Here is a 21,737-nt window from a genome sequence, read left to right on the forward strand (position 1 = left end):
TTAGTTTCCTTGCGGCAATCCGTTCAGCTCGGCCTGGGTATTTTCAGGCGACACCAGCAGAGTAATTTCCACACGGCGGTTACGGGCGCGGTTTTCAGGCGTCGTGTTCGGCGCCACCGGGTTAATCTCGCCCCGCCCTTCCGCTTTCACGCGGCCAGGCTGAGAGAGGCTTCCCTGCAGCATTTTCTGTACCGAGCGGGCGCGTTCCAGGGAGAGTTCATAGTTAGAGGCAAAGCGCGCGCTGCGGATCGGCACGTTGTCGCTGTAGCCCACCACCAGAATTTTGCCGCTCACGTTATTCATCGCCTGCGCGATGCGGTGGATGACCGGTTCATAGCGGTCACGCACGACGGTCGAGGCAGAGGCAAACAGCCCGTCGCCTTTCAGGATAACCACGCTGCGATCCGCTTCATCTTTCACCGCGACGAGGCCAGCCTCGATCTCCGGTTTCAGGAAGCCGCGCAGGTTCAGCACCGCCGGAAGCTGACGCGCCGGCTGCTGAATAGTGGTTTCCGGCAGCTGGGACTGGTAAATCTTCGCCAGCACCGGGTTGGTGCTGTCGCCAAGACGCCAGTTAAGCACGATATAAAACAGGCAGGCGATAAACCCGGCCAGCGCCACACAGGCCCACAGGGGGACCATGGGCCGCCAGAGCTTGCGCAGCACCGGACGATCTTCCGGATGAGGAGAAAGCGGCGGCGGATAGCTGCCGCGCACGCCGCGGATCATCTGCCACAGCCGCTGCTTGATGGTCTCAAGCTGGGTGCGGCCATTGTCCAGCACCCGATAGCGCCCTTCGAAACCGAGCAGCAGACAGTAGTTGATCATCTCCAGCAGCAGAATGTGCTCGCGCGGGTTTTGCGACAGGCGCGCCAGCAGCTGAAAGAACTTCTCGCCGCCCCAGGTTTCGTTATGGAACGTCACCAGCAGGCCATTGCTTGACCAGACCCCGCTGCTGCCCCAGGGGGTGAGCGCGGCAGCCTCATCGAGCGCCGTACACAGGCAGTAGCGTGCCCCGACGATCACTTCGTAGGGCAGCCCCGCCTGCTGGCAACGGACTTCAAAACGGCGAATTTCATCGATCAGGCGCTGGCGTAGCGCCACCTGATCGTCATGCGATACCGAATGACGGATCTGCGGAATCGCATTGAGCAGCGGATTGGCGGCCGCCACCAGCTGATTGTTGCTACTGGCCCCGGTGAACGCGGCATCGCTGCCGGTATCCTGTCGTTCCTGCATATTAAGCGCTCGCTTTATTATTCTGTCGGGCTACGGATGGCCCAAAACTCCATATCCAGCCCCGGGAACTCCCCTGCAAGGTGCAGGGCGAATGCGCCGGACTTATCCATCTCGTGCCACAGCTCGCTGCCCTTCTCGAGCTCGAAGTAGCTGTAGCCGGCATGCCACGGGATCTGCGGCGGTGCGACCGGCATGGCGCGCAGCATAATGCCCGGCAACTGAAGCTGAACCAGATCGCGGATTTTCGACACCGGTGCGACCTTCATCTGCGCCGGGAAATGGGTTTGCAGGTGTTCGCCCGGCACATTGGCTTTGACCGCCAGCACGAAGCCGAACTCACGCACCATGCTGGTTTCAGGCACCGTGGCGATGTTGAGGCCGTGAGAGCGTTCGTTAAGCGGCAGCTGGATCGCGTGGTCTTCCATCACCAGCGACAGCCCCTGACGCAGCATCAGCATCAGCTTGCTGAAGCAGTTTGCCAGATCGTCATGATCGTAAATCGGCAGCACGCTTTCAGCGGTTCGCTGCGATGTCCAGGTGGCAAGTTCGGTCGCGAACGGCAACCAGCTGCGCCAGAGCGTTTCCGGGTGCAGCAGCGGAAGGGTTTTTAAATGAGACACCTCGCCAAGGTGACGGTTAACCAGCGACAGCAGCGTGAACTCGATCAGTTCGGAGGTGTTAAAGCGGCCGGGCTGGCGCAAACGGCCGCCAATTTGCTGGCTGCGCTGCACCAGCAAGCCGTGCAGATCGTTGATCATGCTGTAGATCTGCGGGCTGTTATTGGCATTCAGCATCGGCGGGATGTAGCTGTTGTCGAGCCGCACGTGGTTGTCGTTACGCTTCTCGGTCACAAACGCCACGCCGATGGCGGTCCACTCTGCCGTGAGGTCTTTTTCGAGCATCAGGGTCAGACGCAGGCGGCCAAACTGAACGGTGGCATCCCCCACCGACATGGCGTTATCGTCTTCCACCTCTTGCTCAAACGCAATAAAGCGCGCCAGCGAGGCTGGCTCTTCGCTGAAAATCACCTCTTCTCTCTCACCACGACGAACCGGCAGTGCGAGCACCACTTTTTCGTTGGTGAGATTGTCAGGAATTTTCAACGGTACAGGACCGTTGCGCCCATTACGGACCTGGAAAAAGGTGCCGTCCGGCAGCAGCCCACTGCAGTAGCTCAGAGCTATGCATCCCTGACGAAGCATCGCTTCATCCAGTTCAACGTCGAGAAAGCCCCAGAGATACGATCGCTGCAGCGCGCCCCATTCACGAACATGGTTGAGCAGATAGCTTTCAGTCCGCTGAAAATGGTGTGGACGCAGGAACATGCCTTCGGTCCAGACGACCTTTTCTGCTTTCGTCATGATGATGTGTTTCCTGTTTTGAAGCGCGTTACTGGCTGATGACCCGAATGCCGTTCACGTCGAGAAAAACGTTGGCCTGAAGTTCATCTGCGGACCATTTCCAGAACTGGTAGATATGATTTTCGCCAGGCACGGGCAGAGGGAGTGAAACGCGCCATTTTTTGCCATCCAGCACCTGATACTCCGCCATCACGCCGATATAGCGAGCCTCCGGCGAGCTTTGCCCGCTGAGGGTTTTTGACAGCTGTCCCGGCATCAGGAAGAACACATCGCTGTTCAGCAGATTCGCGCCAAGCGTAGCTGACGCGTTGTTCTGCAGGGAGTAGAAGTCGCTGGACATGAAATCCGCATCGGATTTCAGCAACAGTACCCGGACCTTAAGCGGCGCAGATTCATTGATTTGTGGATGAGCCTGAAACTGCAGATTGTAGCGGGAGGGGTCGCTGTGTGAAGACGACGTACAACCACTGACCAGCGCGAAAATCATCGCGTAAAAGGGTAACCACAGCTTATGAAAATTTTTATTATTCATAAAAATGCGCTCATGAAAGCCGTTTAGTTCAGGATCCAGGTACCGTTAGCGCTGTCTTTGCAGGCTTTGCTGTTACCGTCGACATCAACACAGGTCGCTTTTTTACGCACCTTTGGACGAATAGCCTGTTTACGCACGGTGGCTTCGTACTGGTCGGCCTTGATAACAGCGCGCATCGGAACGTAACCAATCAGCTGTTCGTTACCTTCATCGGCAAGCGCCATCCAGTAGTGTTCAACCTGCCCCAGCACCACGTACGTTTTTCCGGTCTCGAGAGTGCGGATAACTTTACCGCCAAAGTCAGGACGGCTCATCAGGGAGGCCGGATACATGGCACGATACGGCTCGTTAACCGGGTTGAACTCCGTCGGCGCCGTCACAGCGTGACGGTGGGTTAAGGTGACGCCGTTGACCTGGCTGGTCTCGATCGTATCGTCGTTGATCACAGGTTTCTGCGGTGCTTTACAGCCCGCCACCGCCATTACAAACAGAAGTGAAAACAGTACGCGCATTTTCATATGCTTTTCCGTAGCGATATTTCGATGATGGAGATAAGGGGATGAAGTTTGACTTAAGTGCTATTGTTAAAATAGCCAGGATATTTTCGGGGTGTTACTACTTTAAGGGCATAGCTACCGCACGAGCCTTTCAGAATAAGGCCCAGTGTCTTCCTGACATATTTTGACAAACGGTAAACAAGTTTACATGAGCTTCGTATCAATTCAATATTTACCGCCGCGTAACTGTTGGTAAATGAAGCAGTCGGAAAATTATAGGATTAATCCTATGATAAAAAACGATATGGCCCACCCTTTCTTATTTCTTCACCACAAAACGACATAACTTTATGTTTTATCTATTAAAAAACACAAAGGAGAACCACTTTCATTAACGCAATCACGCTATTATCGCCACTACCATAATTAGTAGAATTCGCGTTTTTTTGATGTCAAAGGAATATATCTCTGATGAATTATTTGTTGCACTAACAGGGTATCTTTAATATTGAAGACGCTTCATCGCCTGAGTGAGAATATTTCACTTATGCAGCAAGATGTTAATTTCATGCCGCAAAAAAAGCGTATATTTTCGGCCGTAATAATTCCACTGTCAGGTATACCTTATATCTCTTATTCATTAAGCGTGAGTAAACCTTCCTGCCATTCTCTCAATTGAAAAATGCCTCGAGCAGCCCACCAGCCGCGAATCGCGGCGATATCCCCAGCGCATCAGCTTCATTCGAAGTTTTACTGGCGCTACATATTTTCCTGCTCTCCGCCATCTATCTCGCCTACCGGACGATAGATAAGATTTATTATTAAAATGATAAAAATTCGTTATAATTTCTTTAAATATTTAAACACCAGACCAGATAAATTGCTGTAATAAAAAGAGTTTTAGTTAAGGCACTTTTCCGTTCCGTATGTGCGTTGCCATTCGGTCGTCATTGCTTACACCTATTGCTCTCGTCAGTGATTTTTTGAGCTCAGGCGTTGTGTGATCGAACAAATCAGGAGTGGGTATGAACAAGAAAAGACGCTCGGTGCCAGGCATCAGACACTATGACGGCCCTGCTGGCGGCTGGGGCGCATTGAAAGCAACGGCCATTGCGGTACGCACCCAAATGGATACCCTTGACGCCCCCGCGACGCTGCTGCGCACCAACCAACCTGACGGCTTCGACTGCCCGGGCTGCGCGTGGCCTGATAAAGAACACAAATCGACGTTCCAGTTCTGCGAAAACGGCGCCAAAGCGGTGACCTGGGAAGCAACGAGCAAACGCGTCACCCCCGCGTTTCTGGCTGAAAACAGCGTCTCCTCGCTGCTGGCAAAATCGGACTTTGAGCTGGAAGGCTACGGTCGACTCACGCACCCCCTGCGCTATGATCGGGCGAGTGACACCTTCCGCCCCGTCGACTGGGACGCGGCGTTTCAACGCATCGGCGAAGTATTGCGCGGGCTCGAGCCGGACCAGGTCGAGTTCTATACCTCCGGACGCGCCTCTAACGAAGCAGCTTATCTGTTCCAGCTGTTTGCTCGCGAATACGGCACCAACAACTTCCCCGACTGCTCGAATATGTGTCACGAGGCCACCAGCGTCGGTTTGCCCCGTTCGATCGGGATTGGGAAAGGGACCGTCTCGTTGGATGACTTTGATAAGACTGAACTGGTGATCTCCATCGGCCATAACCCCGGCACTAACCATCCGCGCATGATGGGGACCCTCCACGAGCTGGCCCGCCGCAACGTGCCGATTATCGTTTTTAACCCGCTGCGCGAGCGCGCCCTGGAACGTTTTGCCGACCCACAGAGCGTGATTGAAATGGCGACCTACAGCTCCACGGATATCGCCTCGACCTATTTCCAGGTGAAGGCCGGAGGCGATGCCGCCGCGCTGAAAGGGATTGCCAAACACCTGCTGGAAATGGAGGCCGAACGCGGGGACGTGCTCGATCGCGCGTTTATTGCCGAACACACCCAGGGCTTTGAGGACTTTGCCGACGATATCGCACAAACCCGCTGGGACGACATTGAGCGCGAGTCGGGTCTGAGCCAGGGGGCACTCAAACAGGTGGCTGAGGCCTATGCGAAATCGAATGCCACCATTATTACCTACGGGATGGGCATTACCCAGCACAATAAAGGGACGGCCAACGTCCGCCTGATCGCTGACGTGCTGCTGATGCGCGGGAATATCGGTAAGCCCGGCGCGGGAATATGCCCGCTGCGCGGTCACTCAAACGTGCAGGGGAACCGTACCGTCGGGATTAGCGAGAAACCCACGCCGGCCTTCCTGAACAGTCTGAAGGATGTATTCGGCTTTGAGCCACCGTCTCACCACGGCCATGACGCGGTGCAGGCCACGCAGGCGATGATCGACGGCCGCGCAAAAGCGCTCATTTGCCTCGGCGGTAATTTTGCGGTGGCGATGCCCGATCATGAACGCGGCTTTCCGGCCATGGGCTCCCTCGATTTGAGCGTTCACGTCGGGACCAAGTTGAACCGTACCCATTTGCTGGTGGGCAAAGAGACCTTTATTTTCCCGTGTCTTGGCCGTACCGAGCTGGATATTCAGGCCACCGGCCGCCAGTCCATTACCGTCGAAGACTCGATGTCGATGGTGCATGCCTCATCCGGCAAGCTAAAACCCGCCTCGCCGTTGCTTCGGTCAGAACCCGCTATCGTCGCGGGCATGGCGAAAGCCACCCTGCCGGACACCCGCGTAGACTGGATGAAGCTGGTTGAGGATTACGACCGCATCCGCGATCTGATCGAGCAGACCATTCCGGGCTTTGAGAACTACAACGCGCGGATCCGCGTTCCCGGCGGATTCCGTATGCCGCTGCCGCCAACGCAACGTCTCTGGCCAACGGCGACGGGAAAAGCGATGTTCTCGGTCTTCGACGGCGTACACGAGAACGCCAGCGGTGAAGGTGAGCACGTTCTGCGCTTGATCACGCTGCGCAGCCACGACCAGTACAACACCACCATTTACGCCCTGGATGACCGCTACCGTGGCGTGTTTGGCCGTCGCGACGTGCTGTTTATGAACGAAGACGATATGGCGCAGTCAGGGCTGGAACACGGCGACCGCGTGGATATCGAAACCGCCCTGCCCGGCAACGGACAGCGTCTGGAAGATATTACCGTGGTGGCGTACAACATCGCGCCGGGGACCGTCGGGGCCTATTATCCGGAGGCCAACGTGCTGGTACCGCTTGATTATCTGGATAAGGACAGCGGTACGCCGTCGTATAAATCCGTTCCGGTTCGCATCACCCTGCGCTCAAAAGAGATCCGCATGCTGTAAGGCTGTTCGCGCAGAGAAAAAGATGGATATTAAACAGTTAAAATATTTAATCGCGCTCGACGAGACCCGCCATTTTGGCAAGGCGGCCTCGCAGTGCAACATCACCCAGCCGACCCTCTCCATGCGCATCCGCAGCCTGGAAGAGGAGCTGGGGCTGGTGCTGATTGTGCGCGGGCAGCGCTTTGAAGGGTTTACGCCGGAGGGTGAACGCATCCTCGCATGGGCCCGCGCGCTGCTGGCCGCGCATGACGGGCTACAGGCGGAAGCCGCGCTGTGCAAAGGCCAGGTGGTGGGAGAACTCCGTCTGGGGATGGTGCCGCTGGCGAGTGTGGATCCGATGATCTTTATTCGCCTGCTGACGCAAAAATACCCGGAGCTGACCTATAGCCTCTATTCCATGTCCTCCGCGCAGATTGCCGATGGCGTCAGCCGCAATCAGCTTGAGCTGGGGATTTGCTATCTCAACAGCATCGACACCAGCCAGTTCGATATTATCCAGCTTCCCAAAACGAAGATGGGCCTGCTGCACGACGTCCGCCATTTCCAGCTCGGCCAGGAGAAATTGACCTGGCGCGACCTGACGGATTTTCCGCTGGGGTTTCTGACCAAAGGGATGCATTACCGGGCGCATATGGAGGCCAGCTTTCAGTCTGCTGGCATTGAACCGAAGTCCGTTTTCGAGAGCGACTCCACGTTCCAGATCATTCAGGCGGTGCAAAGCGGCGTATGCTGCGCCGTGATGCCGCTGAACAACGGACTGGAAGATCTGAACAGCCATTTCAGGATTGTCCCCATCGCCGATGCGAACATTGAGGCCCCTGTCGGCCTGATTATGCGCAGGCAAAAACCGGTCTCCTCGCTGGCGCTACGCTGCTTTACCGACGCGCAGGAGATTTATCACGCCAGCAATGAGGCGTAGGCCTGACGCGTCACGACGCTAAACCCCTCAATCAGTACCGCGTCGCAAACGGCCCGGTGTTCCGGCAAACTCACCAGCGCGTGGAGCGCATCGCGAAGGGCGTTCAGGGTGTCAGGCGAAGTGTGGGGCGAGGTAATGAGCGGCAGCCCTGGCGTCAGCGGGGTACGGTCAATGACCGCCAGCCCCGTCAGACCTTCCGGTTCGTGACGCTGCAGCAGTGCCCAGGTGACACAGTCGATGGCCGCGATATCCCCTGCTCCGCGTTTGACATCCTTCAGCGACTGGCGATGGCTGCCACTGAAGGACGTTTGCGCGAAAAACGGACCGTCCGCCGCCAGAGGCGCTATTTTTTTTCGCAGCGCATTGTAGCCGGACTGCGAGTCCGCAGAGTTACAGACCGCTCGTCGGCCGCGAAAATCCGCCAGCGTGAGATGCCGATCCTCCTCGCGCACCACCAGAAAGCTGCGGTACTGGATCCCTTCGCAGCCCGGGGCCGCGTAGTGAAAACAGCCGACAACCTGCACGTCCGGAAGCTGCGTGACCAGCGGGTAACCGCAGGTCTGGCTGAGGATAAGCCCGGGCTGTTGCCAGTGCGTGAGCAGATCGGACTCCGGCCCGTCGGGGAGATCATCGACGGGCACACCGCGTGCGGCCAGCAGCCCCTTTACCGCCAGCCAGAGCGCGCGCGTGTCGGCGCGATCTACCGCATACATGGGAAACGCCAGCAGGTTACTCATACCCTTCTCCCTGTTGCTTTCCGGGGTGAACGGTGACGTCGACGGGACTGAACCAGAACCGGCGCAGCCATTCACCGTAGCCCCTGACCAGAAAACCGCGGTTTCGCTCCCGGTACGCCTCCCGGTTTTGCTGGTAGATCGCCTTCAGTCCGTACCACGGCACGCCCGGTAGATCATGATGTACTGAATGATAGTTGAGATTCAAAAACAGTATCCGCCAGAACAGCCCGGCCTCGTTAATGACGGAGCGCGCCAGCGGATCGTCCGCCGCACGATGTTCGAAAAACGATCGTACCTTGGTCAGCGCCAGCGCCGGATAACTGACCGCCAGCACAAACCAGACGGGTGAAAAACCAACGTGCGTCATCCAGGTGAAGAGTGCCGCCAGCAGCGTAATGTGAACCAGCCACATCGTCATCGCCCGCAGGTGAAAATGACGAAACGCCGCCCCGGCGCTGCCCAGCGTCTGGACGATATCCAGCAGCGGCGCCAGCAGAAGCCGCCCGGCAAAGGTATTACGGGCCCGGATCAGGCGCTTCTGCCAGGGGGGAAAGCGCGCCCAGCTTGCCTCGGTAAAATAGTACGACTCCGGGTCATCCACCGGATGGGTCAGGCTATCGTACCGATGGTGGGCCAGATGGGAATCCCGGTACAGGCCGTACGGGTACCAGACCGCCAGCGGGAGCGTGCCGAACAGCTGGTTAAGCCAGGCAAAACGGGTGGGATGCCCGTGGATCAGCTCATGCTGCAGGGACATATACCAGGCGGTAAACCCGATGAGCAGCAGCGTGGCGGGCAGCAGGCCGAGCGTTTGCCAGAACGCCAGCGTGGCAAACCAGCCCGCATAAATCGTGAACATTAACAGCCAGGTGGGCAGTTCGCTTCGCCACAAGAAACCCGACGCGAGGCGGTGGATTTGATTGCGTTGTTGTGGATGTAAATAGAGGGAGCTTCGTTTACCCATTCCTTCAGACGCCGTTTCGCCAGAGACAGAGCCCTGAAGATCGGGGATAACGCCTGAAATAACAAAGAATTTAAATCGCTTTGCTTTGCCAGAAACACAGAGCGCACGCGTCGCTTGACTTATTCTGTATTAAAGGTACTTTTCAGGACATGAAGAAGATCCTGATTATCGTTCCCGACGGCGGCATGCTGTTTGAAGCCGCCGGTATCGCCGACATTCTGATGCAGGCCAACCGGCTACATCCGGAAGGGCTTGCGCAGCCCCGCTACCGGATTATCATCGCCACCACGCAGCCTCACCAGGTGATCCACGGCCAGTCCGGTCTGAACCTGCTGGCGGACTATCGGCTTCCGGAGCTGGATCCGCGCGAACCGCTGGACACCATTATCATCACCGGACGCGGTATGAACGAGCAGGAGAGCATAGCCGTAGTCGACTGGCTGCACCTCGCTGCGCCGCACGCCCGGCGGATCGCCTCTATCTGCGGCGGCGCGATGCTGCTGGCCCAGACCGGCTTGCTGGACGGTCGTCGCGCCACCACCCACTGGCGGCTGCTGGAGACCATGCAAGCCCAGTACCCGTCAATCCAGGTTGAAGGCGGCCCACTCTACATTCAGGACGGCCCCATCTGGACCTCCGGCGGCGTGAGTTCCGGGTTCGACCTGACCCTGGCGCTGGTGGAGGACGACTTCGGATTTACCCTCGCCCGCGACGTGGCGCAGGATATGGTGATGTATCTGCGACGTCCCGGCGGACAGCTGCAGTTCAGCCGCTACAGCCTGCAGCAGCCCGGCACAGCAGGGCCAATAGGCGAGGTGCAAAGCTGGATCCTGCAGAACCTCACCGCCGATCTGTGCGTGGAGAACCTGGCCGAGAAAGCGGCGATGAGCCCGCGTAACTTCACCCGCGTGTTTACCCGCGAGGCCGGGGTCTCGCCTGCCCGCTACGTGACCGAAGCGCGTCTGGCCGCCGCCCGCCAGCTGCTTGAACAGACCCGCGATCCCCTTGAACGCGTTGCTGAGCAAAGCGGCTTTGGCACCAGCATTAACTTGCGCCGCATCTTTGAGAAACAGCTTCACCTCACGCCCGGCGAATACCGCCAGCGCTTTCATTGCCGCAAGATGGCGTAATCTGATCCTTTTTTGTCGTTTACGCCAACCGGCCCGACGCCTACAGTGACTCCAGACAACAGAAGATAAGGAGTGCACCATGGTTAAGGTCGGTATTAACGGTTTCGGCCGTATCGGACGTAATGTCCTGCGCGCGGCGCTGGGCAACCCGGCGCTTCAGATTGTGGCCATCAACGATCTGACAGACAGTAAAACCCTCGCCCATCTGCTGAAACATGATTCCCTTCTGGGCAAGCTGCCCGCGCCGGTTGAAGCGGCTGACGGCGCGCTGCAGGTAGACGGCCAGCGGATCGCCGTATTTAGCGAACGCGATCCGGCGAATATCCCGTGGCGTGATGCCGGGGTAGACGTGGTGATTGAGGCCACCGGCTTCTTCACTGAACGGGAGAAAGCGGCGGTGCATATCACCCACGGCGGCGCTAAGCGCGTCATCATTTCCGCTCCAGCGAAAAACGACGACCTGACGATTGTGATGGGCGTCAACCATGATCAGTACGATCCCGACCGGCACGCGGTGGTGAGCAACGGGAGCTGCACCACCAACGGTCTGGCACCGGCCGCTCAGGTGCTGCACCAGCAGTTCGGGATTGAGCATGGCCTGATGAACACGACGCACGCCTACACCAACAGCCAGGCGCTGCACGATCAGCCGGAAAAAGATCTGCGCGGTGCACGCGCGGCGGCGCTGTCGATTGTGCCCTACTCCAGCGGCGCGGCGAAAGCGCTGGGGAAAGTGATTCCCTCCCTGGACGGCAAGCTGACCGGGTACTCCCTGCGCGTGCCGGTGCCGGTGGTATCGATTGTCGATTTAACCGTGACGCTGAGCCGCAACGTGACCGCCGAAGAAGTGAATGACGCGTTCCGCAACGCGGCCGCCAGCGGCCCCCTGAAAGATATCCTGGGTTATAGCGATGAACCGCTGGTGTCCAGCGATTACCAGGGCGACCCGCGCTCGTCAATTATCGACGGGCTTTCCACGCTGGTCATTGGCGGAAACATGGTGAAGATCCTGGCGTGGTATGACAACGAGTGGGGCTTCTCTAACCGCCTGGTGGATCTGGCGGTGCTGATGGATAAGAAAGGGCTGTAAGCCTGAGGCCGGGTGGCGCGAACGCTCACCCGGCTAAAAAATCACTCCGCTTTCACTTTCACACCCATAAAGACAATTACCATCGCCGTCACCAGCAGGAAACCGCTGCCCGCGAACACGCCGCTGGCGCCGTTAAGATCAAACACTGCCCCACCTCCGGCCGCACCGGCGCTTATCGCCAGCTGGATTGAGGCCACCAGCAGCCCCCCTGCACTTTCGGCTTCATCCGGAACAGTGGTCGCAAGCCAGGTGGACCAGCCCACCGGAACCAGGCCAAATGCGAAGCCCCACAGCGCAACCAGCAGCCCGTCCAGCATGGCCAGATGACCAAAGGCGACCATCATGAGCGCGAGAACGCCCATCGCAAACGGCACCAGCGCCAGCGTCAGGCGCAGATTACGTGCCAGCAGATGCCCGGCCACGGAGGTGCCCACAAAGTTGGCGATACCAAAACCCAGCAGGATCAGTGAAATGGTCTCCACGCTCGCCTGGCCTACCGTCTCCAGGAACGGACGCAGGTAGGTAAAGAAAGCGAAATGGCCGCTGAAGATCAGGATGGTTGCCAGCATGCCGCCGATCATCCCCGGACGGCGCAGCACGCGGAACAGCGTACTCAGGCTACCGCTGCTCTCCGGCTTCATGGACGGCAGCACCCAGAGCTGCCACAGCAGCGCCAGCATGCTCGGCAGAATGCAGAGCACAAAGACGTTGCGCCAGCCGATCAGGCTGCCCAGATAGCTGCCCAGCGGCGCCGCGACTACCGTGGCAATCGATACGCTGGAGAAGATCACCGCCAGCGCTTTCGGCACTTTATCTGCCGGAACCAGGCGCATCGTCGTGGCCGTCGACATCGCCCAGAATCCCCCGATCGCTATCCCCAGAAGCAGGCGCCCCATTAGCAGGACGTGCAAATTGGGCGCAAAGGCCACCAGCAGGCTGGAGATAATTTGCAGCACCGAGAAAAACATCAGAACCCAACGACGGTCGATACTCTTGGTTGCCGGGGTGATCAGCAATCCGGTGACCAGCGCCACCAGCGCGGTGGCGGTGACAGCTTGTCCAGCCATCCCCTCGGTAACGCCCAGGCTCGCGGCCATGGGGGTTAACAAGCTGGCGGGCAGAAATTCGGCCGTAATCAAACCAAATACCCCCAGCCCCAGTGAATAGACGGCCCGCCAGGCGGGTTTTGCTGGCGCTACCGCCTCGCTCGCCGCGACACATGAACTCATCTGTTGATCTCCCGTTATAAAAATGTGACTAGTGTCGCAAAAGAATAGAAGGTTCACCCTGGACGATCTATGACATATAATCTCCACTTATTGATTATTCGTCCGGAGTTGCGCCATGACCGTACAGTCACCCGATTTGATCAGCGAACTTTTACGCGGCATGCGCCTGTCAGGCGTGAAATACCGGCGGATTGAAGCCAGCGCGCCATTTGGCGTCGCGTTTCATCAGGCTCCCGGCAGGGCGCAGTTTCATTTTGTGAGCCACGGTAGCGCCCTGTTGCGCATGGAGAGCGGTGCAACGTTCGAACTGAGCGGTGGCGACGCCCTCTTTATTCCCGGCGGAAATTCTCATGCCCTGCTCTCTGACGAACAGGCCACCCTTACCCCTGTCAACGCCTTTCCGAGCGAGCCTATCTGCAGCTCGGTCTGTGCTATCACCTGCGAGCCCTGCCCGGAGAGCGAGAACACCCTTATCTTTAGCGGATGCATGGATTTTGAGCTGGGCGGCATGCAGCCGCTGATCAAGGCGATGCCGGAAGTGATGATGGTCAGCCGGCTGATGTCCACCTGGCCGGAAATTCATCCGCTGCTGGCGGCAATGGAGCGGGAATCCGCGGCGCGTCAGGCCGGGTATGCCGGGATCCTTGCGCGGCTGGCCGATGTGGTGGCGGCGTTAATTGTGCGGGGCTGGGTTGAAGGCGGCTGTGGCAAAGCCACCGGCTGGGTGCAGGTGCTGCGCGACCCGCGCCTGAGCCGGGCCATTTACGCTATGCACCAGCAGCCAGGCCTGAACTGGAGCGTCGCCGATCTGGCAAAAGAAGCCGGGACATCCCGATCCGTTTTCGCAGAACGGTTTCTCGCGGCGACGGGAACGACCCCGGCAAAATATCTCAGCGAGCTGAGAATGCGGCTGGCCATTCAGTATATTCGTTATGAAAACCAGCCGATCGAAACCGTCGCGCTGCGGCTGGGTTACGGATCGCTTGCGGCTTTTAGCCGGGCATTTAAGCGCATCATTGGCCATGCGCCGGGCACGCTGCGGGAAGCCAGCCAGACTCCGGAAGAAGCCTGACTGGCGTACGGCATCAGAAATAGTATTTAAAGCGTACGCGTCCGCCGTAGCGATCGTCGTTTTTATTGTCACCCTCTTTTGGAGAGGCGTTGACCCAGGACGCATACGCGCCCAGATAGATGTTGAAGTTCTTCATCTTCATGACGTTCGGAATGAGGTACGACGTATGGATGGTATGAATGTCGTACTCGCCCGGGTCGCTGATCCAGCAGTCGTTTTCACACTCGGCGTCAAAGGTTGAGGTATTAAACTCGTCGATTTCGTTATGAGCATAGATATAGCCCAGCTCAAAATTACGCCAAAGGGCATTGATGCCTGAGGTAAAGTCGGTTTCGCCCGTGGCGTCCAGGTAAGCCGTGTTGAAGTTCATGACCACCCCGTTTTCCGGATCGGTTTTAAGTCCGTCCCAGGTCATAGTAAACCCGTAGCCGGTCCGGTCTGACTGATCGACCCAGCGCCCGGCATCGTCACGATAGCCGTAAGCGTTGTTTACCAGGTTGGTCTCCATAGCGAACGCGGTTGAAAACGGTCCGCTCTGCCATGAGACAACCGGGCGCACGTAGGCGACGTTTTTATCGTTCTCAAGCTCCGCGCCGTGATAACGCTGGTCGACGTACAGATCGCTGCCGTCCTTAAACAGGGTATTCAGTTCGAAATACCAATTGTCCAGCGTTTTGCTCACCAGGAAGTTACCGCCGCTGTCGGTTCGGCCACGCCCCTCTTTCAGCATATAGATATAGCCGTAGCCGTCGCTGTAAAGGTCGTCTGCCGTATTGCCCGAGTATTCCACAAAGGTATCCTGATTGAGCGGAAACATATCATACGCTTCGAAGCGACCAACCTTAATTTCCCAGTCTTTTTCAGAACCGAAGAAAAATACGGCGTCATCCAGATACATTTGCCCAGCAAGATCGCCGAGCGGCTGAACGGAGAATCCGGCATAATTTCCGTTATTCATTTTACGATAACCATCAAAACCCAGCAGAATACGGCCATTAATATCCCAGCGTTCTTTATCCCCGGGTGCCCAGTCGTTATTAGCGCTTTGCTTAACAGACGTCAGGCTACCCGTTTTACTGGCAGCATCCATATTAAGCTCAACGTCACCATAAAATTTAATATCGCCAAAACCTGACAGCGTCAGTTTCGGCGGCGCCTCGTTGTTGACCGGCTCCTCTGACTGCACGGTGACCGTCGCTGCCTGCTGTACCGCCGCCTGTTGCTGCTTAAGCACTTCGATTTGCGCTTCCAGCTGCGCCAGCTTTTCCTCCACGCTTGCTGAGGACTGGGCGGCTAAAAGCGCCCCGGAATAGAGCGCACCTGTCAATATGACCATTTTCTTTAATTTCATAGATTCCGTCCTGATTAAAAAAGAAATACCCAATGATTGAGTTTCGCCATTTCGTACAAATACAGTCAGGAACGCTATTATGTTTTTTGATAACTGAATTACGAATTTTAACTTGTGTGAACCGGGCAGAATAATTCCTTTATTATTAACGAGAGAAACACAACCCGCCTCACATTATTATTTCATCGACTTGCCCGACGTTAATTATATAAAATACAAATATAATTATTTAAGATAATAATTAGACCGGTTTCATTCCCACAACAAATTATCAAACGTCCTGCAGCCTGCCTGAGAACGCGGTAATTTGTCTGGTTCTGCGCAAAATGGGATATTCAACACGCGAAGCGGGCAATATTCGTCTAAGGTTTTCAGGTGATTGACAACAGCGGTCACGCTGCCCGGTAAAGACAGGAGACGAAAAGATGATAAAACCTCGTACATTGCGCCCCGCTTGTTTACATCTCGCGCTGGGAGGCGCGCTGCTCGGTGTCGCAACGTTTGGCTATGCCAACGAACAGCCTGCGGCTCAGACAACCCCGCCCGATATTTTACTGGGGCCCCTCTTCAATGATGTGCAAAGCGCTAAACTGTTTCCCGATCAAAAAACCTTTGCGGATGCAGTCCCCAAAAGTGACCCGCTGATGATTCTGGCGGATTACAGGATGCAGCACGCGCAGTCCAGCTTTGACCTGCGCCATTTTGTCGAGATGAATTTCACCCTGCCCGAAGAGGGAGAAAAGTATGTTCCACCGGCGGGGCAATCGTTACGTGAGCACATTGACGATCTCTGGCCCGTACTGACGCGCACCACCGATAAAGCCAGCAACAAATGGGATTCCCTCCTGCCGTTACCGAAGCCTTACGTTGTGCCCGGCGGTCGTTTCCGCGAAGTCTACTACTGGGACAGCTATTTCACCATGCTGGGCCTGGCTGAGAGCGATCATTGGGACAAAATCAGCGACATGGTGGATAACTTTGCGTATGAGATCGACACCTTCGGCCACATTCCCAACGGCAACCGCAGCTATTACCTGAGCCGCTCCCAGCCGCCGTTTTTCTCACTGATGGTTGAACTGCTGGCGACCCATGACAGCGACGCGCTGAAGAAATATCGTCCGCAGATGGAGAAAGAGTATGCCTACTGGATGGACGGCGTCGATGCCCTGCAGCCGGGCCAGGCCAGCAAACGCGTGGTGAAACTGGATGACGGCGCGATCCTCAACCGCTACTGGGACGATCGCGACACCCCGCGCCCGGAGTCCTGGCTTGACGATGTGAATACCGCGAAAAGTAACCCTAACCGACCGGCAACCGAGATCTACCGTGATTTGCGTTCCGCCGCGGCCTCGGGATGGGACTTTAGCTCCCGCTGGATGGACGATCCGCAAAAACTCGGCACCATCCGGACCACCAGCATTGTGCCCGTGGACCTGAATGCTCTGATGTTCAAGATGGAAAAACTGCTGGCCCGGGCAAGCCAGGAAAGCGGCGATGCCGCCAGCGCAAACAAGTATGAGGCGCTGGCCACCGCGCGCCAGAAAGCCATCGAGAGCCACCTGTGGAATGATAAAGAGGGCTGGTACGCCGATTACGATCTGAAGAGTAAGAAGGTACGCAATCAGCTCACGGCTGCGGCCCTGTTCCCGCTTTACGTGAAGGCGGCGGCGCAGGATCGTGCCGATAAAGTCGCTGCTGCAACCTCCTCACGTCTGCTGCAGCCGGGCGGAATAGCGACCACCACCGTCAACAGCGGTCAGCAATGGGATGCACCAAACGGCTGGGCCCCGCTGCAATGGGTGGCGGCGGAAGGGTTGCAGAATTACGGGCAAGAGAAGGTCTCGATGGATGTGACCTGGCGCTTCCTGAAAAACGTTCAGCATACTTATGACCGGGAAAAGAAACTGGTCGAGAAATACGACGTGTCGACAACCGGTACGGGCGGCGGCGGCGGCGAGTATCCGCTGCAGGACGGCTTCGGCTGGAGCAACGGGGTGACGCTGAAGATGCTGGATCGGGTCTGCCCGAAAGAGAAACCGTGCGACAGCGTGCCGGAGAATCGGCCTGCCGCGAATGATGAGGGGGCGCCGGTGAAGGCGACGGCGCAGTAAGTGAGTATTGCCGGGTGGCGGCTACGCCTTACCCGGCCTACTTTTTAAACTCACAGGGCTTTGCTTAGAAACTGTAACTCGCCCCTAACTGATACGTTCTGTCGCGCCCAATCCAGCAGTTGGTCGCATCGTAGCAGGTCAGCGTCTCTTTGTTGGTGATGTTCTGCGCACTGGCCTTAAGCGTCAGCCCTGCCAGCGAAGGCAGGATTTCGCCCATCCGGTAGGATGCCGCCAGATCGTACTGGGTGGTACCGCCCAGCTTACCCGCATCGTTAGCCGGTGAGATTTCCATCGGGCCGGTATAGCGCGCCCCCGCCCCCAGCATCAGCCCTTTCAGCGGCGTGTTCTCAAAGGTGTAATCCCCCCAGAGATTGAAGGCATTCTCCGGCACCTGCGTTGGACGTTTCCCTTTGTACTTATCATCTTCCGTATTGATCGCGTGGGTGTAGGCATAGTTCGCAATCAGCGTCAGGTTGTCCGTCGGGCGGCTGATGGCAGACAGCTCAGCCCCTTTGGATTCCACTTCCCCGGTCTGACGATAGTTCAGGAAGCCCGGATCGGAGGTGACGACATTTTTCTGACGGATGTTGAATACCGAGGCGGTAAAGGTAGTGGCGTAATCGGCCAGCAGATATTTCACGCCGCCCTCCACCTGCTTGCTGGTGGTCGGTTTGACGTCTTTCGCCGCGAGCGTTCCCTTCGGCGACACCGGTGCAAAGCCTTCGGAATAGCTGATAAACGGTGACAGACCATTATCAAAAGCGTAAAGCGCGCCCAGGCGTTTGGTGACGCGATCCTGAGAGACCCAGTCCTTATCACCGTTTTGCAGATAATTGGTGGTGACGGAGCGATAATCGTCGTAGCGCAGGCTGCCCAGCAGATTTAAGCCCCCCCACTCCACCTGATCCTGCAGGTAGTAGCCGTTCTGCTGATAGCTCAGACGGTTTTTCTGGGCGGTATACAGGCCCAGCGCGCTTTCGCCGATCTGCGAATAGTCAGGGTTGCGCATATCCATGCCCGGCGTGGCCGACGCGTAACGGTAGTGGAAATGGGAATTCAGCTTCTGATAGTCAAACCCGGCCAGCAGATGGTGTTGCCAGTCGCCCAGCGCCACGGTTTTCGTCACCTGGTTATCGATGTTGAAGCTCTGCAGATCTTCATCGGTGGTGTAGGCAAAGCGGTTGAGCTGATAGACCTCGCTTCCCGTGCCCGTCGCATAGACGCTGCGCTGATGCGTATCGACGTCGAAATAGCGCGCCTTCTGGTTAAAGCCCCAGCCGCTGTCGAACGCATGTTCAAAGCTGTAGCCCAGCATCCACTGGCGCTGCTTAAATCCGTTCCACTCATCACCGGCATAGTCGCGCTTGCCCGCGTATTTCGAGCGCAGGTAGGCGAGCGGCAGCGGGTTCGACGGCGTCAGGCTCGGGGAGTTCTGCGCCAGCGCATCCAGAGTCAGGCGGGTTTTGCTGTCGGGTTGCCAGGTGACGGACGGGGCAACCAGGTAGTTTTCATACCGGGTGGTGTGCGGCTGATCGTCATTTTCCGTCGCTTTACCCAGCAGGCGATAGTTCCAGTCGCTATCGGCGATCTGCCCGGTTGAGTCGAGATAGCCCTCTTTCAGGTTGCGGTTGCCGGTGTTAAATCCGAATTCAGTTCGCGCTTCTCGCTGTGGCTTTTTACTCTGGATATTCACCAGCCCGCCCGGCGAGCCGCCGCCGTAGAGAACCGATGAGGGGCCTTTCAGGATATCAACGCTGTCAATCAACAGCGGATCGATGCGGGCTTTGGTATTGCCGGTGACGTTATAGGGCAGCTGCAGCCCGTTGTAGAACTCCTGGTCGACGGTAAAGCCACGAATTTTATATTCGCTCATGTAGGAGGTATTTCCCCGCACCTCGGTTGAGACCCCTGGCGCATAGCGCAGGATTTCATTCACGGAATTCGCATGGCGCTTGTCAATTTCCGGAGCAGAAACGGTCGTGATGACCTGCGGTGTTTTACTTTCAGCAACGGCCGATTTCGTGGCGCTGTTCGTCCAGGTCGGCAGCGCGCTGCCCTGCTCTGCGCCGGTGACGACGATAGTGGATTCTTCAGCGATTGCCGGAACGTGCAGTGCGAGCGAGACGGCGCCTGCCAGGGCGCATAGCGTAAAACGTGAAGGAGTCATAATGTCGTCTTGTTGTTAGATGCGATACGGAACGACAATTATTATCATTTAGATTAACAAATCAATACGCAGGCAAAAAAACGGCCCTCCGCAGAGAGCCGTTTACGTCATGTTATGCTCGTCGCAGTAACCTGAATATGCCCAGCACCACAATGGCGCCCACGACAGCGACCAGAAAACTGTGCAGGTCAAAACCACTTATGTTGCCTCCGAAGCCAAACATCGTCGCCAGCCAGCCGCCCACAACCGCACCAACGACCCCGAGTACACAGGTCAAAATAAAGCCGCCGCCATCGTTTCCCGGCATGATCAATTTCGCGATAGCGCCAGCAATAAGACCAAAGATAATCCAGGCGATGATACCCATAGCGATGCCCTCTTGCAGGTTTAACGCATGTGCAGAAAACCATCTGCACAGCTAACGTAAGTATAGGTCATCGCCGGAAAATCATTTTCTTGTCACCGACTTATCTTTGCCTAAACAGGCAAAAAAAACTCACCGGTTTGTATTAAGTTTCATTGCAGATTGCCGATAACGCTAAGACAGTCTGTCATCTATCAAGGAGCCATCCGGCGTGAGTCATTACAGTGAGCAGTTCCTCAAGCAAAATCCGCTGGCTGTATTAGGGGTATTACGCGACCTGCAAAAAGGTGAAGTGCCGCTGCGCATCAGCTGGTCGAATAATCAGTTCATCAGTAAGATCCTTGACGCCTCGCAGGAGCGGCTGGTGATTGATTTAGGCAGCCAGGAGTATGAAAACCGCGCGGCGCTGAAGGCGGAGAATATCGCCGTGATGGCCGAAACGCAGGGCGCCAAAGTGGAGTTTGTCCTGTCGCGACTGGAACTGAGCGAATACCAGGGGCTGCCGGCCTTTGTGACCCCGCTTCCCACTAATCTTTGGTTTGTCCAGCGTCGTGAATATTTCCGCATCAGCGCCCCGCTTCACCCTGCCTACTTCTGCAAGGCCAAAATGCCGGACAAAAAAGAGATTCGCTTCCGTCTCTTCGATCTGTCGCTGGGCGGTATGGGCGCGCTGATGGATACGCCGAAGCCTGACGGACTGGTAGAGGGCATGCGTTTCACGCAAATCGAGCTGGATATGGGGGGCTGGGGGCGCTTTTATTTCGATGCACAGCTGATTGCCATCAGCGACCGCACCGTCGTGGACAGCAAAAATGAAACCATCACCACGCCGCGTCTGAGCTTCCGTTTCCTGAATGTCGGGCCCGGCGCTGAGCGCGAGCTGCAGCGCATTATCTACTCCCTGGAGCGCGAGGCGCGGGAACGCGCAAATAAAGTTCTGTAAGGAACATCGGGCAGCGTGACCGCCGCCCGTCTGCGGCATTACATGGCATCCATCGCTTTCTGTACTTTCCAGATATAACGAGGCGCCTGTGGTGCCGGGTGATTTTTCGCCACATGCTCAAAGAATTCGTCTTTGTCCATGCCGTTAATCTCTTCTATCGCCTCTTTGCGGTCAGAGGAGAAGGTTCTCAGCAACGCGCCGGCACCGTTAACGTAAGAGACCACCAGCGCGTACTGCATCACCTCCGGATCCTTAATGCCCTTCAGCACGCCGTGCTCCATGATGCTCAGATAGGCCGTGCCCATTGAAATGTTGCGTTCCGGATTCTTCAACTCGCTGGTCGACGGCTGACCGCTCCAGCCCATATAGCGGTAAACTTCTTTCCCCGCCGTTGACGCTTTAAGCTGCATCAGCCCCACCGCGTTGGATTTGCTGACAAGCGTGGGATTACCGCCGGACTCCACCGCAATGATCGCCGTGATGAGACGCGGACTGACGCCCCAGGCTTTCCCGGCTTGTTCACTGATCGGCATCCACTGCATCGCGCGCTTCACCGGTACTTCCGGGTTCCAGGGCGGGTTTTGATAATCATGTTTTGAACTACAGCCAGCGAGCAACACAATCAAAAAAGCAAACCATCTCAATTTCACGTCATCTATCCTTATAGCCGGTCATCGCGGTGCGCCGCTCTTGAAGCAGGCGGCGTATAAGCGGCAT

18 protein-coding genes are annotated in these 21,737 nt (G+C 56.9%); 7 read left to right on the forward strand and 11 right to left on the reverse strand.

What is annotated here, in order from left to right:
• Genes ACMGGQ_RS11645 through ACMGGQ_RS11660 form a run of 4 tightly spaced genes read right to left on the reverse strand, consistent with a single transcriptional unit; the run spans position 1 to position 3,650 of the window.
• The gene (locus ACMGGQ_RS11645) at positions 1 to 1,239 is read right to left on the reverse strand and encodes a DotU family type VI secretion system protein (RefSeq protein WP_045908263.1); all 1,239 of its coding nucleotides are present in this window, start codon (positions 1,237 to 1,239) and stop codon (positions 1 to 3) included.
• Positions 1,240 to 1,256: 17 nt separating this feature from the next.
• Positions 1,257 to 2,600 carry a type VI secretion system baseplate subunit TssK gene (gene tssK / locus ACMGGQ_RS11650; protein ID WP_029740099.1) on the reverse strand — a complete coding sequence of 448 codons (1,344 nt, stop codon included), beginning with the start codon at positions 2,598 to 2,600 and terminating at the stop codon, positions 1,257 to 1,259.
• A gap of 28 nt (positions 2,601 to 2,628) precedes the next feature.
• Positions 2,629 to 3,132, reverse strand: a complete 504-nt coding sequence (gene tssJ / locus ACMGGQ_RS11655; RefSeq protein WP_023618341.1) for a type VI secretion system lipoprotein TssJ — start codon at positions 3,130 to 3,132, stop codon at positions 2,629 to 2,631.
• Positions 3,133 to 3,155: 23 nt separating this feature from the next.
• Entirely contained in the window at positions 3,156 to 3,650 is a 495-nt protein-coding gene (locus ACMGGQ_RS11660) for a hypothetical protein (protein WP_045908262.1), read from the reverse strand.
• A gap of 1,004 nt (positions 3,651 to 4,654) precedes the next feature.
• Between ACMGGQ_RS11660 and ACMGGQ_RS11665 the strand changes: the two genes are divergently transcribed.
• The gene (locus ACMGGQ_RS11665; RefSeq protein WP_420290066.1) at positions 4,655 to 6,943 is read left to right on the forward strand and encodes an FdhF/YdeP family oxidoreductase; all 2,289 of its coding nucleotides are present in this window, start codon (positions 4,655 to 4,657) and stop codon (positions 6,941 to 6,943) included.
• 22 nt (positions 6,944 to 6,965) lie between these two features.
• Positions 6,966 to 7,862: a LysR family transcriptional regulator gene (locus ACMGGQ_RS11670; protein WP_420290067.1), complete on the forward strand. Its 897-nt coding sequence runs from the start codon at positions 6,966 to 6,968 to the stop codon at positions 7,860 to 7,862.
• On the opposite strand, the gene ACMGGQ_RS11675 is transcribed toward ACMGGQ_RS11670, so the two are convergent.
• Both ACMGGQ_RS11675 and ACMGGQ_RS11680 read right to left on the reverse strand, forming a co-directional pair.
• Entirely contained in the window at positions 7,841 to 8,599 is a 759-nt protein-coding gene (locus ACMGGQ_RS11675; RefSeq protein WP_234083793.1) for a phosphate/phosphite/phosphonate ABC transporter substrate-binding protein, read from the reverse strand. The two genes, ACMGGQ_RS11670 and ACMGGQ_RS11675, sit on opposite strands and share 22 nt — an antisense overlap.
• The gene (locus ACMGGQ_RS11680) at positions 8,592 to 9,563 is read right to left on the reverse strand and encodes a fatty acid desaturase (protein WP_420290068.1); all 972 of its coding nucleotides are present in this window, start codon (positions 9,561 to 9,563) and stop codon (positions 8,592 to 8,594) included. Before ACMGGQ_RS11680 ends, ACMGGQ_RS11675 begins: the two co-directional genes overlap by 8 nt.
• A 149-nt stretch (positions 9,564 to 9,712) precedes the next feature.
• On the opposite strand from ACMGGQ_RS11680, the gene ACMGGQ_RS11685 reads away from it, so the two are divergent.
• Together ACMGGQ_RS11685 and gap are read left to right on the forward strand one after the other, a co-directional pair.
• Positions 9,713 to 10,693: a GlxA family transcriptional regulator gene (locus tag ACMGGQ_RS11685; RefSeq protein ID WP_126533697.1), complete on the forward strand. Its 981-nt coding sequence runs from the start codon at positions 9,713 to 9,715 to the stop codon at positions 10,691 to 10,693.
• A gap of 79 nt (positions 10,694 to 10,772) precedes the next feature.
• Positions 10,773 to 11,783: a type I glyceraldehyde-3-phosphate dehydrogenase gene (gene gap, locus ACMGGQ_RS11690; protein ID WP_048223692.1), complete on the forward strand. Its 1,011-nt coding sequence runs from the start codon at positions 10,773 to 10,775 to the stop codon at positions 11,781 to 11,783.
• A 41-nt stretch (positions 11,784 to 11,824) separates the two neighbouring features.
• Here gap and ACMGGQ_RS11695 read toward each other — a convergent pair whose 3' ends face one another.
• Entirely contained in the window at positions 11,825 to 13,012 is a 1,188-nt protein-coding gene (locus tag ACMGGQ_RS11695; protein WP_032675011.1) for an MFS transporter, read from the reverse strand.
• Positions 13,013 to 13,127: 115 nt separating this feature from the next.
• Between ACMGGQ_RS11695 and ACMGGQ_RS11700 the strand changes: the two genes are divergently transcribed.
• Complete coding sequence (locus tag ACMGGQ_RS11700) at positions 13,128 to 14,084, forward strand: cupin domain-containing protein (protein ID WP_420290069.1); 957 nt, start codon at positions 13,128 to 13,130, stop codon at positions 14,082 to 14,084.
• Positions 14,085 to 14,097: 13 nt separating this feature from the next.
• Here the strand turns inward: ACMGGQ_RS11700 and ACMGGQ_RS11705 are convergent, their stop codons facing one another.
• Complete coding sequence (locus ACMGGQ_RS11705) at positions 14,098 to 15,435, reverse strand: carbohydrate porin (protein WP_111966429.1); 1,338 nt, start codon at positions 15,433 to 15,435, stop codon at positions 14,098 to 14,100.
• 425 nt (positions 15,436 to 15,860) lie between these two features.
• Here ACMGGQ_RS11705 and ACMGGQ_RS11710 point away from each other — a divergent pair, with 425 nt between their 5' ends.
• On the forward strand, positions 15,861 to 17,546 hold the full coding sequence (locus ACMGGQ_RS11710; RefSeq protein WP_420290070.1) for an alpha,alpha-trehalase: 1,686 nt from the start codon (positions 15,861 to 15,863) through the stop codon (positions 17,544 to 17,546).
• Between the two features lie 64 nt (positions 17,547 to 17,610).
• Here the strand turns inward: ACMGGQ_RS11710 and ACMGGQ_RS11715 are convergent, their stop codons facing one another.
• Positions 17,611 to 19,713, reverse strand: a complete 2,103-nt coding sequence (locus ACMGGQ_RS11715; protein ID WP_420290071.1) for a TonB-dependent siderophore receptor — start codon at positions 19,711 to 19,713, stop codon at positions 17,611 to 17,613.
• Positions 19,714 to 19,825: 112 nt separating this feature from the next.
• Entirely contained in the window at positions 19,826 to 20,080 is a 255-nt protein-coding gene (locus tag ACMGGQ_RS11720) for a GlsB/YeaQ/YmgE family stress response membrane protein (protein ID WP_008502662.1), read from the reverse strand.
• Between the two features lie 208 nt (positions 20,081 to 20,288).
• Here ACMGGQ_RS11720 and ycgR point away from each other — a divergent pair, with 208 nt between their 5' ends.
• On the forward strand, positions 20,289 to 21,020 hold the full coding sequence (gene ycgR / locus ACMGGQ_RS11725) for a flagellar brake protein YcgR (protein ID WP_109845078.1): 732 nt from the start codon (positions 20,289 to 20,291) through the stop codon (positions 21,018 to 21,020).
• Positions 21,021 to 21,058: 38 nt separating this feature from the next.
• On the opposite strand, the gene emtA is transcribed toward ycgR, so the two are convergent.
• On the reverse strand, positions 21,059 to 21,670 hold the full coding sequence (emtA, locus tag ACMGGQ_RS11730) for a membrane-bound lytic murein transglycosylase EmtA (protein ID WP_024909815.1): 612 nt from the start codon (positions 21,668 to 21,670) through the stop codon (positions 21,059 to 21,061).
• Positions 21,671 to 21,737: the final 67 nt, after the last annotated feature.

This window comes from Enterobacter sp. BNK-13 (assembly GCF_048685015.1).
GTDB classification, from domain to species: domain Bacteria; phylum Pseudomonadota; class Gammaproteobacteria; order Enterobacterales; family Enterobacteriaceae; genus Enterobacter; species Enterobacter quasiroggenkampii.

Coding starts and splice junctions, on each gene's coding strand:
- ACMGGQ_RS11685 (WP_126533697.1), top strand. CDS start 9,713: ATGAAGAAGATCCTGATTATCGTTCCCGACGGCGGCATGCTGTTTGAA.
- ACMGGQ_RS11680 (WP_420290068.1), bottom strand. CDS start 9,563: ATGGGTAAACGAAGCTCCCTCTATTTACATCCACAACAACGCAATCAA.
- ACMGGQ_RS11665 (WP_420290066.1), top strand. CDS start 4,655: ATGAACAAGAAAAGACGCTCGGTGCCAGGCATCAGACACTATGACGGC.
- ACMGGQ_RS11720 (WP_008502662.1), bottom strand. CDS start 20,080: ATGGGTATCATCGCCTGGATTATCTTTGGTCTTATTGCTGGCGCTATC.
- ACMGGQ_RS11660 (WP_045908262.1), bottom strand. CDS start 3,650: ATGAAAATGCGCGTACTGTTTTCACTTCTGTTTGTAATGGCGGTGGCG.
- ACMGGQ_RS11695 (WP_032675011.1), bottom strand. CDS start 13,012: ATGAGTTCATGTGTCGCGGCGAGCGAGGCGGTAGCGCCAGCAAAACCC.
- ACMGGQ_RS11675 (WP_234083793.1), bottom strand. CDS start 8,599: ATGAGTAACCTGCTGGCGTTTCCCATGTATGCGGTAGATCGCGCCGAC.
- ACMGGQ_RS11710 (WP_420290070.1), top strand. CDS start 15,861: ATGATAAAACCTCGTACATTGCGCCCCGCTTGTTTACATCTCGCGCTG.
- ACMGGQ_RS11670 (WP_420290067.1), top strand. CDS start 6,966: ATGGATATTAAACAGTTAAAATATTTAATCGCGCTCGACGAGACCCGC.
- ACMGGQ_RS11705 (WP_111966429.1), bottom strand. CDS start 15,435: ATGAAATTAAAGAAAATGGTCATATTGACAGGTGCGCTCTATTCCGGG.
- ACMGGQ_RS11700 (WP_420290069.1), top strand. CDS start 13,128: ATGACCGTACAGTCACCCGATTTGATCAGCGAACTTTTACGCGGCATG.
- ACMGGQ_RS11715 (WP_420290071.1), bottom strand. CDS start 19,713: ATGACTCCTTCACGTTTTACGCTATGCGCCCTGGCAGGCGCCGTCTCG.
- tssJ (WP_023618341.1), bottom strand. CDS start 3,132: ATGAATAATAAAAATTTTCATAAGCTGTGGTTACCCTTTTACGCGATG.
- ACMGGQ_RS11645 (WP_045908263.1), bottom strand. CDS start 1,239: ATGCAGGAACGACAGGATACCGGCAGCGATGCCGCGTTCACCGGGGCC.
- tssK (WP_029740099.1), bottom strand. CDS start 2,600: ATGACGAAAGCAGAAAAGGTCGTCTGGACCGAAGGCATGTTCCTGCGT.
- gap (WP_048223692.1), top strand. CDS start 10,773: ATGGTTAAGGTCGGTATTAACGGTTTCGGCCGTATCGGACGTAATGTC.